At 68.6% G+C, this 15205-nt stretch carries 16 protein-coding genes; 8 read left to right on the top strand and 8 right to left on the bottom strand.

Annotation, left to right across the window (positions count from 1 at the left end):
• Positions 1-11: 11 nt before the first annotated feature.
• The 8 genes from SACE_RS23750 to SACE_RS23715 all read right to left on the bottom strand — a co-directional run bounded on the left by SACE_RS23750 (position 12) and on the right by SACE_RS23715 (position 8235).
• On the bottom strand, positions 12-746 hold the full coding sequence (locus tag SACE_RS23750; protein WP_009949213.1) for a hypothetical protein: 735 nt from the start codon (positions 744-746) through the stop codon (positions 12-14).
• A complete protein-coding gene (locus SACE_RS23745) occupies positions 733-2349 on the bottom strand; it encodes a substrate-binding and vWA domain-containing protein (RefSeq protein ID WP_009949214.1) in 1617 nt (538 codons plus the stop codon). The genes SACE_RS23750 and SACE_RS23745 overlap by 14 nt, the downstream gene beginning before the upstream one ends.
• Positions 2346-3443 (bottom strand): hypothetical protein, encoded by a 1098-nt coding sequence (locus SACE_RS23740; protein WP_009949215.1) that lies wholly within the window; start codon positions 3441-3443, stop codon positions 2346-2348. Before SACE_RS23740 ends, SACE_RS23745 begins: the two co-directional genes overlap by 4 nt.
• A gap of 438 nt (positions 3444-3881) precedes the next feature.
• Entirely contained in the window at positions 3882-4769 is an 888-nt protein-coding gene (locus tag SACE_RS23735) for an alpha/beta fold hydrolase (RefSeq protein WP_009949217.1), read from the bottom strand.
• Positions 4770-4945: 176 nt separating this feature from the next.
• Positions 4946-5959: a helix-turn-helix transcriptional regulator gene (locus SACE_RS23730; RefSeq protein WP_143538196.1), complete on the bottom strand. Its 1014-nt coding sequence runs from the start codon at positions 5957-5959 to the stop codon at positions 4946-4948.
• 198 nt (positions 5960-6157) lie between these two features.
• Entirely contained in the window at positions 6158-7090 is a 933-nt protein-coding gene (locus SACE_RS23725) for an alpha/beta fold hydrolase (RefSeq protein ID WP_009949219.1), read from the bottom strand.
• A gap of 8 nt (positions 7091-7098) precedes the next feature.
• Positions 7099-7575, bottom strand: a complete 477-nt coding sequence (locus tag SACE_RS23720) for an MFS transporter (protein ID WP_009949220.1) — start codon at positions 7573-7575, stop codon at positions 7099-7101.
• A complete protein-coding gene (locus SACE_RS23715) occupies positions 7576-8235 on the bottom strand; it encodes an MFS transporter (RefSeq protein WP_231850082.1) in 660 nt (219 codons plus the stop codon). It lies immediately after the preceding gene.
• A 172-nt stretch (positions 8236-8407) separates the two neighbouring features.
• On the opposite strand from SACE_RS23715, the gene SACE_RS23710 reads away from it, so the two are divergent.
• The 8 genes from SACE_RS23710 (at position 8408) to SACE_RS23675 (ending at position 15131) form a co-directional block, all read left to right on the top strand.
• Complete coding sequence (locus tag SACE_RS23710; protein ID WP_009949222.1) at positions 8408-9019, top strand: TetR/AcrR family transcriptional regulator; 612 nt, start codon at positions 8408-8410, stop codon at positions 9017-9019.
• Positions 9020-9499: 480 nt separating this feature from the next.
• Positions 9500-9724 carry a DUF2188 domain-containing protein gene (locus SACE_RS23705; RefSeq protein ID WP_009949224.1) on the top strand — a complete coding sequence of 75 codons (225 nt, stop codon included), beginning with the start codon at positions 9500-9502 and terminating at the stop codon, positions 9722-9724.
• 66 nt (positions 9725-9790) lie between these two features.
• Positions 9791-10153, top strand: a complete 363-nt coding sequence (locus tag SACE_RS23700) for a hypothetical protein (protein WP_009949225.1) — start codon at positions 9791-9793, stop codon at positions 10151-10153.
• Between the two features lie 264 nt (positions 10154-10417).
• Positions 10418-11263, top strand: coding sequence for an EAL domain-containing protein (locus SACE_RS23695; protein WP_009949226.1), 846 nt, complete (start codon positions 10418-10420; stop codon positions 11261-11263).
• Positions 11229-11981, top strand: a complete 753-nt coding sequence (locus SACE_RS23690; RefSeq protein ID WP_143538195.1) for a cytochrome — start codon at positions 11229-11231, stop codon at positions 11979-11981. Before SACE_RS23695 ends, SACE_RS23690 begins: the two co-directional genes overlap by 35 nt.
• Positions 11978-12289: a cytochrome P450 family protein gene (locus SACE_RS23685; RefSeq protein ID WP_143538194.1), complete on the top strand. Its 312-nt coding sequence runs from the start codon at positions 11978-11980 to the stop codon at positions 12287-12289. The genes SACE_RS23690 and SACE_RS23685 overlap by 4 nt, the downstream gene beginning before the upstream one ends.
• Positions 12290-12366: 77 nt before the next feature.
• The gene (locus SACE_RS23680) at positions 12367-13260 is read left to right on the top strand and encodes an LLM class F420-dependent oxidoreductase (protein WP_009949231.1); all 894 of its coding nucleotides are present in this window, start codon (positions 12367-12369) and stop codon (positions 13258-13260) included.
• 209 nt (positions 13261-13469) lie between these two features.
• Entirely contained in the window at positions 13470-15131 is a 1662-nt protein-coding gene (locus SACE_RS23675; protein WP_011874493.1) for a PucR family transcriptional regulator, read from the top strand.
• Positions 15132-15205: the final 74 nt, after the last annotated feature.

The following is a 15205-nucleotide window of genomic DNA, read 5'->3' as shown; positions in this document are numbered from 1 at the left end:
ATCGAGCCGGGTCAGCGGAAGATCGCGAGCGCCCACATCTTGAGGACACCGGCCTGCTCGTCCCAGGTCTCCACCTTGCCGAGCACACGGGCCGAGAACGGCGCCTTTTCCTCCGGCAGGGCGTCCTGCTCGCGGAGTCCGCTGCGGGTGATCTTGACCCGGACATGGGCGTTGCCGGAGGGGTATGGTGCGCGCAGGCGCGCGTAGTCCTTGTCCGACCCGTCGCCCTCCTCGTACTCCTCGAAGCGCCCGTCGATCGACAGCAGCATCCTGCTGTCGCTCAGCTTCGCAACACCGGCCGGGTTGTCTGTGAGGGTCCTGTGCGGGTGGATCTCGCCTTTGTGGAAGTCGGCGTAGACGATTGCGTCGGCCTTCTCGAGCTCGCGCACGACCTTGCGGATCGCGGTGATCGGCGACTCCTCGGCCTCGAAGGACTCCGTCGTCGAGCCTTCCCGGTTCCGGCCTCCTACGATGCTGAACAAGCTGCTCTTCACCTCGCCGCGTCCCTCCGCGGTCTCCCGGGTGTACTGCTCCACTCGCCTCTTGAGCGCCCGCACGTCGCCGCGGTACTGGAGGATGTCCATCACCAGGGCCTCGTTGAGGTACATGAGGATCTCGTGGTCGCCGATGACGCCAGCCATGTCGCGGGAGCGGCGCATGCGGCGCACGTGCAGAACCACCGCCGCGGCCACGAGGCCGGCGCCGGTGAGCATGAGGATCCAGAACCACGGGTTATCGGCAGCCACGGATCTCCTTGAACGCCTCGGAAAGTGATGTCGCGTTGGCGTCGACCATGCGGCCGCCGGTGGCTCTCGCCGCCTGGTCGAGCTCGCCCGGATTGGCCTCGCCGAAGCGGACGGTGTAGGTGTGCACGGCCTTCGCCGCGGGGTCCCGTGCCTGGTGGTTGCGCAGGAAGTCCTGCAGGGAGATGCCGGCGTTGTTCTCGCCGTCGGTCATCAGCATGATCGTGACGGGCTGTTCGGGGTGGTCCCGGGTCGCGGCCGCGGCCTTGGCGTAGGCGGCCTCCAGTGCCGACCACACGCCGGTGGTCTGGTCGAAGCGGTCGGCGGCGATGTAGTCCTGGACGGCCTTGAGGTCGGCTTGTCCGGTGATGGTGAAGTCCCGCTCGTCGAGCACGTGGCCGCCGAACCGCATGATGGTGACCATCTCGCCCTTGTAGAAGCGCACGAACTTGCCCACCGCGGACGGGTCGGCACCGCTGAAACCGGCGAACGCCGATCGCAGGGCGGCTATTCGCGGCCCGCTCATCGACGCCGAGAAGTCGAGCACGAATATCACGTGCGACGGATCGCGCGACTGCGGTCGGGAGTACTCGGCGGCGAGCCGATCGATCGTTTCCTTGCGCTCCGGGAAGTACAGGGTGTTCGTGCTGAACTCGCCGAACCGGGGGTCGCGCGGAACCTGGCTGTCCAGCGGGCGGCGCAGCGTCCGTTCCATGATCTTGCGCTGGCCCTGCTCGGACTTGAACCAGTTCACGACCGCCTCGTAGCTGTCCCGCTTCGCCGGATCGAGCAGCAGCATCGGGTAGTCGGCGAGGACGATGCCGTCGCGCGGGTAGAGGATCTCCAGCGGCTCGCGCAGCTTTCCGCTGGCGTTGAGGGAAAGCAGCACCGACTCGTAGTTGATCAGGGCGTCGGCGTCGTCCTGGTTGGCGGCGTAGGAGTCGGCGAGCCGGCGCGAGGTGTCCCCGGTGAGGGTGCGCCCGGCGAAGAAGCCGCGGAGCCGGTCGCAGCTGATGTCCTCCTCGCGCAGGGCGCCGCCGGTTCCCGCTGCCGCCGTTGCGACTCCGATCAGCGCGGAGAGCGCGCTGCTCGCGTGCTTCGGGTCCGCCATCCCGAAGCGGACCATTCCCATGGCCGACAGGTCGGCCAGGTCCGCCCAGGAGAGGTGCTGGTCGGTCGTGGTGGCTCTGAGCAGCTCGGCGACCGCCGGTTTCACGCCGATCGCCAGTGGCGAGAACATGAACCTGCTGCTGATCGGCCGTTCTCCGGTGAACCCGATCTGCTTGAGCTTCAGCTCGAAGTAGCGGTCCGTGGACAGCCAGGCGATGTCGTGCCGGTAGTCGCCGGGGTTGAGCGCGTTGGTGGCGTCGATGGTCCCCCGGTGCTCCATGACGAGCTCGATGCCGGTTTCGCGGCGCAGGTCGTCCAGTAGCGGGCCCATGTCGGCGAGTTCGGACGAGGCGAGCACCCGCAGGGTCGTGTGCGGCGGCGGCAAGGGCGTCGCGCACGCGGCGACCAGGCCGAGGACGGCGAGCAGGACAACGGCGGAAAGCCTTCGACGCCCGGCGCGACGCCGCAAGCCCGCGCGATCGCCCAGCCGCATCATCGGCAACCGCCGATCGTGGTGATGAGCATCTCGAACAGGTCGAGTGTCGGCAGGTACGCGCGGGTGTGGTCGTTGCCGGCGGACGGTGCTTCGATTCCGCGGTCGTTGAGCAGGCGGGTCAGCTGCGGGCTCGCGGTGTCCTGCTCCGCGTCGAGCACGCGGAAACCGAGTTCCACCGCCCGCGTGCGCAGCTGCGGATCGGTGCGCAGCAGCTGGGCGAGCTTCCTGCCGTTGTCGTTGAGCGCGATGAACGCGGGCTGGGTCTCGAAGTGGTCGGCGGGGTAGAGCAGTACCCGGTCCTCGTCGGGTTGTCCCGCGGGGCGCCGCAACTGGTGGGCGAGGTACTGGTGCTCGTAGATCACGACGATGGGCGCGATCCGCTTGCCCTCCGGCGACAGGTAGAAGGGAACCCTGTCGGGTGTGGGCGCGCCCTGTGCACGGTAGAGCGGCTTCATCGACTCGGCGAGTGCAGCCACTTCGGCCTCGGAAGAGGCGACGCTGCCGCCGTTCTTGGCGTAGGCGATCAAACCCTGGTAGGTGCCGCCGGAGTTGGACAGGCACACGTCGCAGGTGTGGGCGAGCACCAGGTTGTTGTTCTGGATCCCGTGCTCGCGGATGCCGATGTCGTTCCAGCGCGTGCCCAGCTCGGTGAGCTCGACGAACCTGCTGACGTCGATCCGGTAGTACAGCGGGCTGTTGCTGTCCGGGGTCATGGGTGTGGCGATACCCAGCTCGTGCAGCGCCTCGGCGTAGGGCCGGTAGGTGGCGAGCACGATCGGGCTGACGAACGGGACGTAGGCCTGGGCGCCCATGTTCGTTTTCATGATCATCTCGGCTGCCGGCTGGCCGGAGGGGAACACGAAGTCGTAGCGAGCGACGTCGTGCGTGGCGACCTCGCGTGACCCGGAGTTGTCGACGATGACCTCGAAGTTCTTGCGCCGCAGGATCTCCTGGACCGTGGTGTCGCGGAAGAAGTCGACCTTCGAGCCCATCTTGCCCCGCACGACGGTGACCGCGGGCGCCGGCTGGGCCGATCGGACCAGGGCGGGCGTCAGCACCAGCACGACGAGTCCGACCAGGCCGAGGGCAAGCACCGAGGTGAGAGCAGGACGAGGCGGAGGTTTTTTGATTTCCAACTGCGGCTCTGCGGCCACGTGCCCCTCCAGCGGTCCCCCACGGCGCCTTCGCCTTCAGGGATACTCCCGCATGGTGAACGTGATCGGAAGAGCCGATAACGCTTCAGCCTTCGGTGGGTCGGCGTCATGGCCGACGAACCCCCACCGGTTTCGGGAACACCATCCCACATCGAGATCACGCGGTTGGCGGCGGCGTGTGTTCCTTGATCGGCTTTGGCCGTCGGGGTAGCGGGCTGGTTACGGGAAAATCCCCGGTCGACGTGCGGATACACCGATGTGCGGGCCTTTGCTGGTCGATCTGATGTGGTGTCGAGACCGCCGGCAAAGGCCCGTCCACCTACCCACACCCGGGTTCGATGACAGGCAGTCGGGGCCGGCGGTGCGGCACGAGTCGGGTCAGGCCCAGCGCTTGACGAACTCGATCGCCGCGGAGCCGACCTCCAGGGGGTTCGAGGCGCTCAGGAAGTGCTGCCCGCCCTCGATGACTTCCAGACGCGCCTCGGGGGAGCGGGTGAACATCTGGATTTCCTCCTGGGCGTTCGCCACGGAGTACACCTGGTCCGCGGTGCCGTGCAACCACAGGACGGGGCAGCGCACCTCGTCGAGCCTGCCGTGGAGCCCGTCGCGGTCCCGCAGGTTCACCGTGCTGACGCGCAGCCGGTGGCGTCCGGCGTCACCGGCGTAGTTCGCGCGGTAAGTGGTGAGCCAGAACGCGCGTTCCTCGGCCGGAAGGCCGCCGATGGCTGTGTCGAACACGCCGTCCACGAACTCGTCCGGCACGACCCAGTCCTCGCCGACCGGGTCTGCGAGGGCGTCGATGGTCGGTGTGTTGAATCCGACCCCGTCCCAACAGCCCAGGTCAACGCTGCGCGGGCTCTCGAAGTCCATCGACGTGCCGAGCGGGATGAGGCCCTTCACGACATCCGGGGCGAGCAGCGCCATGCGCGCCGCCACCCAGCCGCCCTGCGAGGTCCCCAGCACGAAGGCCCCGTCGATCCCGAGGGCAGCGAGGACCTGCAGGTTCGCGACCGCGCTGTCCCAGTAGGTGAAGTGCTGGTACGTGGACCTCGTGCGGCCGTGCCCGTAGGGCTCGATGGCGAGCAGGTTGGCCGCGGACCCGAGCGCCGTGTCGGCGAACTGCGGCCGGAACAGCTCGGCCGAGGTGGTGTACGAGTTGATCAGGACCAGCGTCGGGAGTGCGGGGTCGTACGGCCTGCCGAAGGTGTATCCGACGGTCGAACCGCCCAGGTGCGGGATCTCGACGGTTTGCTCGACATTGCTCATGGATTGCTCCTCCAGTGCAGGGAATCTCTGAGACCTGGCGTTGGCATCGCAGGATGTAGACGGCGGCGAGTCTAGGTTCGGCTTCCGCCTCGGCGACATCGGTCAGCTGACGTATCTGGGTCCTTCGTGACCCGTGGCCGTGTCAGCGCGCCCTGCCAAGGTTCTCCAGCCGTAGGTCAGAGCGACGAATGAGCGCTGCGTTGAATAAAGCGCAGACCTTCCCGGGCGGCCAGCGCAGCTACCTCCGCACGGGACGCCACTGCGAGCTTCGCCAGGATGTGCTCGACATGGGTCGAGACCGTGCGCCGGCTTACGACGAGAGCATCGGCGATCTCGGGGTTGCTGGCGCCGACAGCGAGGAGCGTGACGATCTGCAGTTCTCGCACGGTGAGGTCGTAGGGCGCAGGCGTCTCACGCTCGGCCACGAGCACCGTTGCTCCCGCGCACCGGGTCAGATCGATTCGATGGAACGTCCCGGCCTCGTCGATCCAGATGTAGCGGCCGTCCCTGTGCGGAACCGACGTCAGAAGCAGTGGCCACAACGGTCCCTCCGAGCGGAGAATCGGACCGACGTCCCGGCCGGGAATGCGTTGCTCGAGACCGGCCCCGATCAATGCGACGTGCGCGTCGCCGTACACCTCGTCCGCGAGAACGCGGTAAGGCTGCAAGAGATCGCTGGTTCCGGCAAGTAGTGGGCGAAATTGCTCAACGGTTCGTCGCCTGTCGTCCGTGGCCGCACGGGACGTGCTCCAGTTCATGTGAACGGCGCCGACATGAGAACCGTCGGGCAACGACAAAGAAGACGTGAGACCTTCATGGAACCCGGCGGGAATCAGGTGCTGCTCAGCGATGGACGTCACGGCGAACCGGATGTTCCAATCACGCGCCAGATCCGACCAGCGGAGCGCCGAACGGACCCTGTTGCGAACGAGGTGGAAAGCCGGATTCTCCGTGTCCGGAACGAAGTCGTCCAGAAGCCGCCTGAGTGCCGCGTCCGAGTAGCCGTCGGCGGCGAGCAGCTCGTGCTGCGGAGTCGGTGCGAACGGATTCGAAGCCGTCAACATCACCGCGTCGCATCTCACGAGGTCGCGAAGCAGGTGGACGAGTTGCTCGGCTCGCTCAAGCACGCTGGCAGACGCGACTGGTGACATGAAAGCGTTGGGGCTTTCGTACGAGAACTGCCCGGCCACCGTACCCACTTCTCACCAGCCACTCATTGCTGACAGGTCGACCCTTTCCGCGGCCATGCTACCCAAACGATGGTCGCAACGATTGCCCCAAACGTTCCGGTAACAGGCAAGAGCGGCCGATGTGGCTGCAATGGTGGTCGTACCCGTAGTGGCCTCCCGCGTGCAGCGCGGTGATCGCGCCGCACGCGGGCCGGAGGCTCAGCTCCGCCGGAGCAGGAACGGCAGGGCGGCGTCGAGGAGGGCCTGTGGTGCCTCCTCGGGGACGTAGTGCCCGCAGTTCTCGATCACGACGACGTCGGTGACCTCGGAGGCGAGGGCGTTCACCTCGTCGGCCATGTTCTCGCCGCCGAGGGCGTCGCCGGCCACGGCGAGCACCGGTGTGCTGATCTTCTGCCGCAGTCGAGTGCGGGTCTGTTCCATGATGTCGTCGATGGCCCGGTAGTACTCGAAGCTCGCTTTGAGCGCTCCGGGCAGCCGCATCGCCCGCACGTAGGTTTCGACGGCTTCGGGGGCGATCGCGGCCGGATGCGCGGCCTTGGTCCTGAACTGGTGTCCGAAGTAGACGTCCTCCCGCCCGGCGACGAGCTCTTCGTTGACGCCGTGGGCCCGGTTGAAGTTGAAGTGCCAGAGGAAGTCGCTGGTGCGCCGGTCCCCGAGCAGCGGCGGGGACGGCGAGACGCCCGGGACGATCGCGTCGACCAGGACCATCCGCTCGATCGGGCCCGGGTGGTCGGCGGCCATCGCGTAGCCGGTCCACATGCCGATGTCGTGGCCGATCATCGAGAAGCGGTCGTGGCCGAGGATCTGCATCAGCCGGTGGAACTCCGCGGCGGAGGTGGTCGAGTCGTACCCGGTGTCGGGCTTGTCCGACAGCCCGCTGCCGCGGGGATCGACGGCGATCACGGTGAAGTGCTCGGCGAGCGCCGGCATGACCAGCCGCCACTGGTACCAGAACTGCGGCCAGCCGCCGACCAGCAGCAGGGGCGGGCCGTCGCCGCCGCTGACGGTGTGCAGCCGGACGCCGTCGACGTCGACGAGCGCGCTGGTGAACGTGTCGGTGAATCCCTCGGGCAAGCCGGGGACTCCGGTCGCGGAGCCGAATCCGGTCGGGGTGTCCGTGGGTGTGCGCATTACTTCTCCTATCGGTCGGTGGAGGGTCGTGGGCCTGGCGGGAAGCCGTGCCCACGGGCGCTCAGCGCGGTGATCGAGGCGACGGCGGCGAGGGCGAGCACCGCCCACGGGAACGCGGCCGGGCCGACGGTGTCCAGCAGTGCCGCGCCGAGGGCGCCCCCGCCGAAGATGGCGAGGTTGAACACGGCGGTCAGCATCGCCTGCGCGAGGTCGGCCTCGTGTCCGGCCGCGTCGGCGGAGGCGGTCTGGAGCTGGGTGGCGGCACCGCCGAAGGCCAGTCCCCACAGGACGATCGCGAGGTAGAACAGTGGCGGAGTCGCGCCGCCCAGCCCGAGCGACAGCGCGGCGAGACCGAACACGGTCAGCCCGGCGAGGACGAGACGGCGCAGCGCGCGGTCGATGATGCGCCCCGTGAACCAGATCCCTGCGAGTGCGGCCAGGCCGAACAGCAGCAGCACCAGGTCGACCCGGCCGGGCACCTGCACCTACGCCAGGTAGGGCGCGATGTAGGTGTAGAGGATGTTGTGCCCGAGCATCCAGGTGAACACGACGAGCAGCACCGGAGCGACTCCGCGGATGCCCAGCACCCGCAGCACCGGGGTCCGCTCGGCGGTGCTGCGCCCGGGCCGGTTCGGCACGGCGACGAGGGCCCAGCAGATGAGCCCCACGGCGATCATCGACAGCGCCGCGAAAGTCCAGCGCCAGCCCACCATCGCCCCGGCGAGGCTGCCCAGCGGCGTGCCGATCGACAGCGCGATCGGTGTACCGACCATGGCGACCGCCAGTCCGCTCCCGGCTCGCGACGGCGGGACGATCGCACGGGCGTAAGCGATCATCCCCCAGAGCAGGCCGGAGAACGCCCCCGCGACGAACCGCGCGCCGAGCGCGACGGCGAAGCCACCGGCCAGCGCGGTCACCGCGTTCGCCGCGGCGAAGCCGCCTATCCCGATCAGCAGCAGGGGTTTGCGGCTGATCCGCTCGGTGAGCCGGATCGCCGGGACGGCCGCGAGCACGGTACCCAGGGCGTAGGCGCTGACCAGCTGCCCGGCGAGGGCCTCGCTGATCCTGAGCCCGGATGCCAGTTGCGGCAGGAGGCCGGCGGGGGCGGTCTCGGTCATGATGATCACGAACCCGGTCAGCGCCATCACCAGCAAGGGCGCCCACGGGAGCCGCGCCTCCGGCGGACCTTTACCGCGGCGAGGAGGGGAATCTATTTCTAGATCAGTCACTCCAGAAGTATCGGTCACCGCGGCGACCCGTTGTCAACGGGTTCTGGATCACTTAGTCTGGAAGTAGTTTCCTTCCGAGGAGGTAGAGATGGCACGAACCGGCCGGCCGCGTGAATTCGAACGCGACGCCGCGCTGCAGGTCGCCCTGCGCCTGTTCTGGCAGCACGGGTACGAGGCGACCAGCCTCGCGCAGCTGCGGGAGGCGATGGGCATCTCCTCGGCCAGCTTCTACGCCGCTTTCGGTTCCAAGGAGGCACTGTTCGACGAGGTCGTCCGTGCCTACATGGCCTCCTACGGCCGTGTCACCGAGGCCGTCGCCGACGACGAGCTCCCGCCGCGGGAGGCCATCGAGCGGATCCTGCGCGCCTCCGCGCGGATGCAAACCGAACCCGAGCACCCCACTGGCTGCCTCATGGTGCTCGCCGGGGCGGCCGGGTCAGCCGATCACGAAGGTGTCCGCGCGCTTCTGGCCGAGCGCCGCTCCGCGGTTCGACGCAACGTGGCGGCCTGCGTGCGCCGCGCCGCCGAGACCGGCGAACTCCCCGCCGACACCGACCCGCCGAGCATGGCCGCCACGTTCACCGGCTTCCTCTGGGGAGTCTCGGTGGAGAGCCGCGACGGCACCCCCGCGGACTGCCTCGACGCCGCGATCGACCACCTGATGCAGATCTGGGACGCGAAAGCCGCAGCAGCGGCGTAGTGCGGGCCCTTGGAAACCTGTAGCTCAGGCCAATCTCTGGCGTCCGGAAGCGAGTTCGGCGTGGTAGCTGCCGCCAGACGTAGCGCCGGCTATGTCGGCGCTGGCGTGGTGGTTCACCGCGCGGAGGAGGTCGCGGAGATGGCGGCTTTCTTGCTGTCCGAGCGTGCGTCGTGCGTCAACGGCAGTTCCCGTTTCGTCGACGGCGCGTACTCGGCCCGTTGACGTCCGGCGACAGTTCCGGCACATCTACGCCGGCATCTCGGCGGCTGCTCGCGAGATCGCGGCGTGCGGGCGGGCGCTTGCTGTGGCGGTTGCTTTCGCCGGAGGTGCGTTCAACCAAGGTGCGGGTGTCCGCCAGGTGACGGGCGAGCGAATTCGCGCCACATGAGTCCCTGTTCTTGCTTGCGCCCCTGGTTTCACATTGGGTAGCCGGATGGACGCTTACAGTGACGGTCGCATCGAGGAAAGGGGGAGTTGCGAGTGCTCATCCGCCACGTGACACCTCACCCCGACCAGGGGTGGCAGGTCACCGACTCGCACGGCCAGTGCACAGCGATGTACGGCAGCCAGCAGGACTGCCTCGCCCGCGCCAACGTCGACCTGCACCGAGGCGGGGGTGGCGAGCTCGTCATCCACGGTCGGGACGGGCGGGTCCAGGATCGGCGCACCATCGTCCCCGAGCCCCGTCGCGGCCATGATCGATAGCGACCGCCGCGGACCAACCGGTCCCCGTTGGCGTGACCCGCCGTCGAGGTTGTCAGGTGAGAGGTCATGACTTCGGAGGCTGTCGGTGGCCCGCACGCTGCGCTCAGGCAGGCGGTCGCGGCTGTGGAGCAGGCCGCCAGGAGCCGGGACTTGCGCGATCGGGCCGGCGACGCGGAACTCGAGGGCCTCGTCGAGGACCTCGCGGACGCGTTGCTGAGCTTGCAGAGGCTGGTGGTGGCGGTGTCCGAACGGACGTTGGACATCGACGACCGCCGCAGTCCGCGAGCCCGTTCCGGGCCGGGGCGGAGCAGCGGTGGTAGCGATCCGATCGCGGCTCTGGCTCGCTTGCACGCCGCGCTCCTGCTCGCCACCGAGAGCGCCGCGGACAGCCACGAGGTGTTCCGCGCTTCTCTGCGTCGCCACGCATAGGTAGCATTTGCGGAATGTTGTCCTCGGCCGTGCGCACCGCGTGAATTGTTTTCCTTGTCAGAATTTCGGAGCGGATGTGACGACTCACCGCCGACGGTCGACAGTGGATGCCCGATCGGAAAGTGCGCGCGCCAACACACTGTGTGGCTTCGCAAGATTTCTGCCCTGAACACGGGTTTGAAGATCAGGCGTACAACTGATGATTTTGTGAACAGTGCATGAACCCACTCGCCGGGTGGCGTGCGGTCGGGCAGTATCCGTCAGGTGTCGGTGCCGCTTGGCGACGTGCGTTTCGCGTATCAGCCGCTGATCAACGTGCGGATCGGCGGCGTCGTCGGCGTGGAAGCACTGGCGTGTCCACCGAGCGGCGACCTCGATGAGCTGTTCCGCCGGGCGGAGCGCGATGGCATGCTCGCCGAGGTGGATGCCCGGTTGGCCGCGAACGCGGTGGCTGACTTCGCCGGACACGGGACGCCGCTGCCGCTGCACCTCAACGTGCTGGCGAGCACGGTCGCGGACGCTCCCGAGCGGATGGACGCGGTCCGCAAGGCGCTGCGCGATGCCGGGCGGCTCGAACAGGAGGTCACTCTCGAAATCAGTCCTCCTCTCAGCGGACTGGGCGAGCGGCTGCCGGCCGGTGTGAACACCTTGCGCGACTTCGGGTTCCGCATCGCCCTGGACCGTGTCGGCGGTGGAGAAGTACCCCTGGAGCTCGTGGCGGACCTGCGTCCGGATGTGGTGAAACTGGACCGCCGCGTGTTGCAGCTCCTCCCGGAGCGACTCCACCGCCTGACCATCCTGGACTCCGTCCGCCAGATCTGCGAGGCCACCGGCGCCAGAGTGGTGGTGGAGGGTGTGGACAGCCAGGAGCACCTGGCGCTTCTGCGGCATCACGGTGTCGCGTTGGGACAGGGGAACCTGCTGGCGCCCGCCGTCCGGCGACCGCCGGAGAACTCCTGGGCCTCGTCCGCCTGGGTCGACACCCGCGATCCGGCTGTGCCCGCGATCGCAACGCGCTCCGCCGCCGGGCCTTTGGTGACCGACTTCATCACGCCGGCGACGATGTTGCCCATCGATGTCAGTACTGACGAGGTCCGTCAAACCTTCTGAGATCACCTGCGTCGTGCTGGTCGACGAGGACGGCCGTCCACAGCAGACCATCACGCGCAACCGGTTCCTGCTGGGGGTCGCGGGACCCTACGGACATGCCCTGCACGTCAGGAAACCAGCGGCGCGCCTTGCGGATGAACCCCGCGTGTTGACGACCTCGTACAGCGCAGATGCGTTGATCAACGAGTTCGGCTCGGCCGGTGAGGCCGACCTGCTGACCCAGTACGCCGGGCCTTTGACGCTGCGGGTCCTCACCTGGCTGTTCGGCTGCCCGACCGATCTCGGGCAGCGCTTGCTCGCCGACATGGCTCACATCGCCGACGCGGCCGATGCCGGCGCGGCCGGAGAAGCCGGCGCTGACCTCGACGAGTGCCTTCGGCGCCTCGTGCACCTCAAACGCGGACATCCCGGCAGAGGCGTCACATCGCGGCTCATGGCGCACTCCGCGCAGCTCAGCGACGACGAGGTGGTCCACCAGCTCGTCATCCTCATGGGCGTCAGCGGCGAAGCGCAGCAGAACCTGATCTCCAACGCACTGCGCCTCCTGCTGTCCGACGAGCGGTTCGCCGGTGACCTCTCCGGCGGCTCCCTTCCCGTCGAGGACGCGCTCGACGAGGTGCTCTGGGCGGACCCGCCGATCGCCAACCACTCGACCGCCTACCCCACGCGAGAGGTCCACCTCGACGGCGTCCACCTGCCGCGGGTGAACCGGTGGTGATCAGTCTCGCCGCGGCCAACAGCGACCCGGCCCGAACCTCCACGCACAGAGCCGGCAACCGAGCCCACCTGGCTTTCGGTGCGGGCCCGCACGGGTGTCCTGCCCAGCGGCCCGCCCGCATCATCGCCTCCGCGGCCATCGAGAAGCTGCTCGACCGGCTACCGGAGATGCGGCTGGCATGCCCTGCCGACCGGCTCTCGTGGCGGCCCGGTCCGTTCTACCGCGGTCTCACCGCACTTCCCGTGTACTTTCCCCCGGTCGCCGTGGCGGTGCCGCTCCAGGACGACTGCACGCGAACCGACGGGTAATACGGGGCCATCTGACAGCGCGACTCCGGGCTGTGTTGATCATGCGTGCGGGGCGCAGCCGTCGGTAGTGTGGCGACATGGCCCAGATCAACTTCAGCTCTCGCGTCGGCGTCTGGTGGACCAGCGACGCGTGGCCGATCAACGACGTGATCGCCCGTGCCCGCGAGATCGAGCAGCTCGGCTATGCCTCGTTGTTCTACGGCGAAGCCGGCGGCAAGGAGACCTTCACCCAGGCCGCCGCGCTGTTGGGCGGCACCGAGCGGCTGGTGGTCGGCACCGGCATCGCCAACATCCATGCGCGCAGCGCCCCGGCCAGCGAATCCGGTGCCCGCACGCTCGGGGCGCTGCACCCGGGCCGGTTCGTGCTCGGGCTGGGTGTCAGCCACGCCCCGCTGGTCGAGCGCGGCTACGCCGGCTCCTACTCCAAACCGCTGAGCACCATGCGGGAGTACCTGCGGGCCATGGACGCGGTGCCGGCCGAGATCGAGCCGGGGGAGCAGCGCCCTGCCCGGTTGCTGGCCGCGCTGGGCCCGAAGATGATCGAGCTGTCCGGCAGCGCCGGCGACGGGGCCCACCCGTACCTGGTGACCCCGGAGCAGACCGCACGCACCCGGGAACTGCTCGGCCCCGGCAAGTGGGTGGTCAGCGAGCAGGCGGTCGCGCTCACCGCGGACCGGGAGACCGGGCTGCGCCGCGCGCACCAGCACCTGCACATGTACTCGCAGCTGCCGAACTACCAGAAGTCGTGGCTGCGCCAGGGGTTCGACGAGTCCGACCTGGTCGTCGGAGGCTCGGACAAGCTGGCCGAGCACATGGTCGCGATCGGTGACGCCGAGGCCGTCGCCGCCCACGTGAAGCGGCACCTGGACGCGGGTGCCGACCACGTGCTCGTCCAGGTCCTCGGCGACGACCCCTCCACCGACCCGCTACCCGGGCTGCGCGAACTCGCCCCGGCCCTCGGCCTGAGCTGACCACGCCCGGACCGGTGGTCCGACACCGCGAGTCCCGCGGCACGCGAGCGCCGCCGGGCTCGCTTCCTCGTCCCAATCGAAACATGCGTCGCTCCTGTCCAACCCGTCGGTGAGGCGGCTCGAGAGCGTGGTCTCCGGTGTCGCCGTATGGCAGTATTCGTCCTGAGTGGCCGGCTCATTTGGCAGTAGCCGACAAGGGAACGACCGCGATGCGAGCTGTCGGCACCGAGCGCGCGGGGCCTGTGGTTGACGGGCTCACAGTGCGCGACGTGCTCGCGATGGGGATCCTCGCCGACGCGGTCGTGATGGCCGGGGCCGAGGGCTTGGACCGTCCGGTGCAGCGGATCAACGTCATGACGGTGCCCAACATCCTTCCTTGGACCAAGGAACACGAGTTCATGCTGAGCACCGACTACCCGCTGCCGCGGTCGGAGGACGAACTCGTCGAGCTGGTGCGGCAGTTCGCGGGCAGAGACGTCGCGGTGTTCGGGATCAAGTTCGGTGCCTACACCCGGGGACTGCCGCAGCGGGTTCTCGAGACGGCCGACCGGCTGGCGTTCCCGATCGTGAGGATTCCCGAACACGTGGCCTTCGACGACATCCTCAGCCGCGTCTTCTCCGACATCGTCAACCGGCAGGCGGCCACCATCGCCAGGGCTCAGGAGATCCACAGCTCTTTCCTGCACATCGTGCTCGCGGGCGGGCAACTGCCCGAGATCGCGGCGAAGCTGTCGGAACTGCTCGGCGGGGTGGCCGTCTTCGTGGTCGACGAGGACGGCCGGACCAGGGCCTCGGTGCACGATGCCGACCAGCTCGACCGGCTCGTCGCGGCCGGTCTCCTCGATCGGCACGGCCGTTTGCGCGTGTCGCACCTCGGGCTCGGCTCCCAGGCGGTGGCCCAGGACCTGATCGCCGTCATCGCGCCGGTCTCGGCAGGCGAGCTCAGGTACGGCCGGCTGCTGGCCGTTGGTCCTTCCGAGCAGATGGGTCCCGAGGTCACGGTCGCTGTCGACCAGGCCGCGGTGGTCGCCGCGCTGGACGTGACGCGGCAGCTCGCCGTGGCCGCGGTGGAGCGGCAGTTCGCTTCCAACATGCTGCACGACCTGGTGACCGGCAGGGGGGCCGACATCGATGGCGCGCTGGCGCGCGGTGCCGCGTTCGGCTGGGATCTGCACCGTCGACTGGTCGTCGTGGTCAGCCGCGCCGAGTGGGCGTTGTCGTGTGGAAGGGTGAAGTCCACGGACCCGGTCCTCACCCAGCAGCGCTGCCTGGATCTGTGGTCCTCCGAGGTGCACAGCCAGGATCCTGGCGGCGCGGCGGCGGGGTTCGCGACCGACCTCGTGGCCGTGGTCGGTGCCGCCGACGACGATCCGGGCGCGGCCGCGCGTCAGATGTGGACAGCGCTGAAGGCGAAGACCCGGCACGAGTTCTCCATGGGGGTCAGCTGCCCCGTCGAAGATCCGCGGCAGCTCTCGGCCGCCTACGAGCAGGCGCGCAAAGCTCTGCACATGGGACGGCGGACCCGGGGCCCGGGCAAGGTCACGTTGTTCTCGAAGCTCGGGCTCTTCCGCCTGCTCGGTCTGATCGACGACGTCGACGAGCTGCGCGGGTTCGTCGACGACGCGCTCGGCTCGCTCCTCGGCCTCGAACGCAGGGAACGCGCGGAGCTGCTGAAGACGCTCGAGGTCCTGCTGGACAGCCATCTCAACGTCGCAGAGGCCTCTCGCGTGCTGCATTTCCACTACAACACCATGCGTTACCGGATCAGGAAGCTCGAGCGGCTCGTCGGGCCGTTCATGTCCGACAGCCGGCTGTGCCTGCAGCTGTCGGTGGCGTTGCAGGTGCGCGACATGCTCGAGGTCACCAACTGATCGTCCGCACCGCCGGCTGGTCCGAGCACATGGCGAAAGTTGTCGACGACCGAGCAGTTTCCTCGGCAACTATC

The organism is Saccharopolyspora erythraea NRRL 2338 (assembly GCF_000062885.1).
Lineage (GTDB): Bacteria > Actinomycetota > Actinomycetes > Mycobacteriales > Pseudonocardiaceae > Saccharopolyspora_D > Saccharopolyspora_D erythraea.
Note: the sequence above shows the minus strand (reverse complement) of the source record. Positions and strands in the feature narration are given on the sequence as shown.

Bases quoted from the DNA above. Each gene is read 5' to 3' on its own strand.
- SACE_RS23745 (WP_009949214.1), bottom strand. From the start codon at position 2,349: ATGATGCGGCTGGGCGATCGCGCGGGCTTGCGGCGTCGCGCCGGGCGT.
- SACE_RS23735 (WP_009949217.1), bottom strand. From the start codon at position 4,769: ATGAGCAATGTCGAGCAAACCGTCGAGATCCCGCACCTGGGCGGTTCG.
- SACE_RS23725 (WP_009949219.1), bottom strand. From the start codon at position 7,090: ATGCGCACACCCACGGACACCCCGACCGGATTCGGCTCCGCGACCGGA.
- SACE_RS23715 (WP_231850082.1), bottom strand. From the start codon at position 8,235: ATGGCGCTGACCGGGTTCGTGATCATCATGACCGAGACCGCCCCCGCC.
- SACE_RS23710 (WP_009949222.1), top strand. From the start codon at position 8,408: ATGGCACGAACCGGCCGGCCGCGTGAATTCGAACGCGACGCCGCGCTG.
- SACE_RS23700 (WP_009949225.1), top strand. From the start codon at position 9,791: ATGACTTCGGAGGCTGTCGGTGGCCCGCACGCTGCGCTCAGGCAGGCG.
- SACE_RS23690 (WP_143538195.1), top strand. From the start codon at position 11,229: ATGTCAGTACTGACGAGGTCCGTCAAACCTTCTGAGATCACCTGCGTC.
- SACE_RS23680 (WP_009949231.1), top strand. From the start codon at position 12,367: ATGGCCCAGATCAACTTCAGCTCTCGCGTCGGCGTCTGGTGGACCAGC.
- SACE_RS23675 (WP_011874493.1), top strand. From the start codon at position 13,470: ATGCGAGCTGTCGGCACCGAGCGCGCGGGGCCTGTGGTTGACGGGCTC.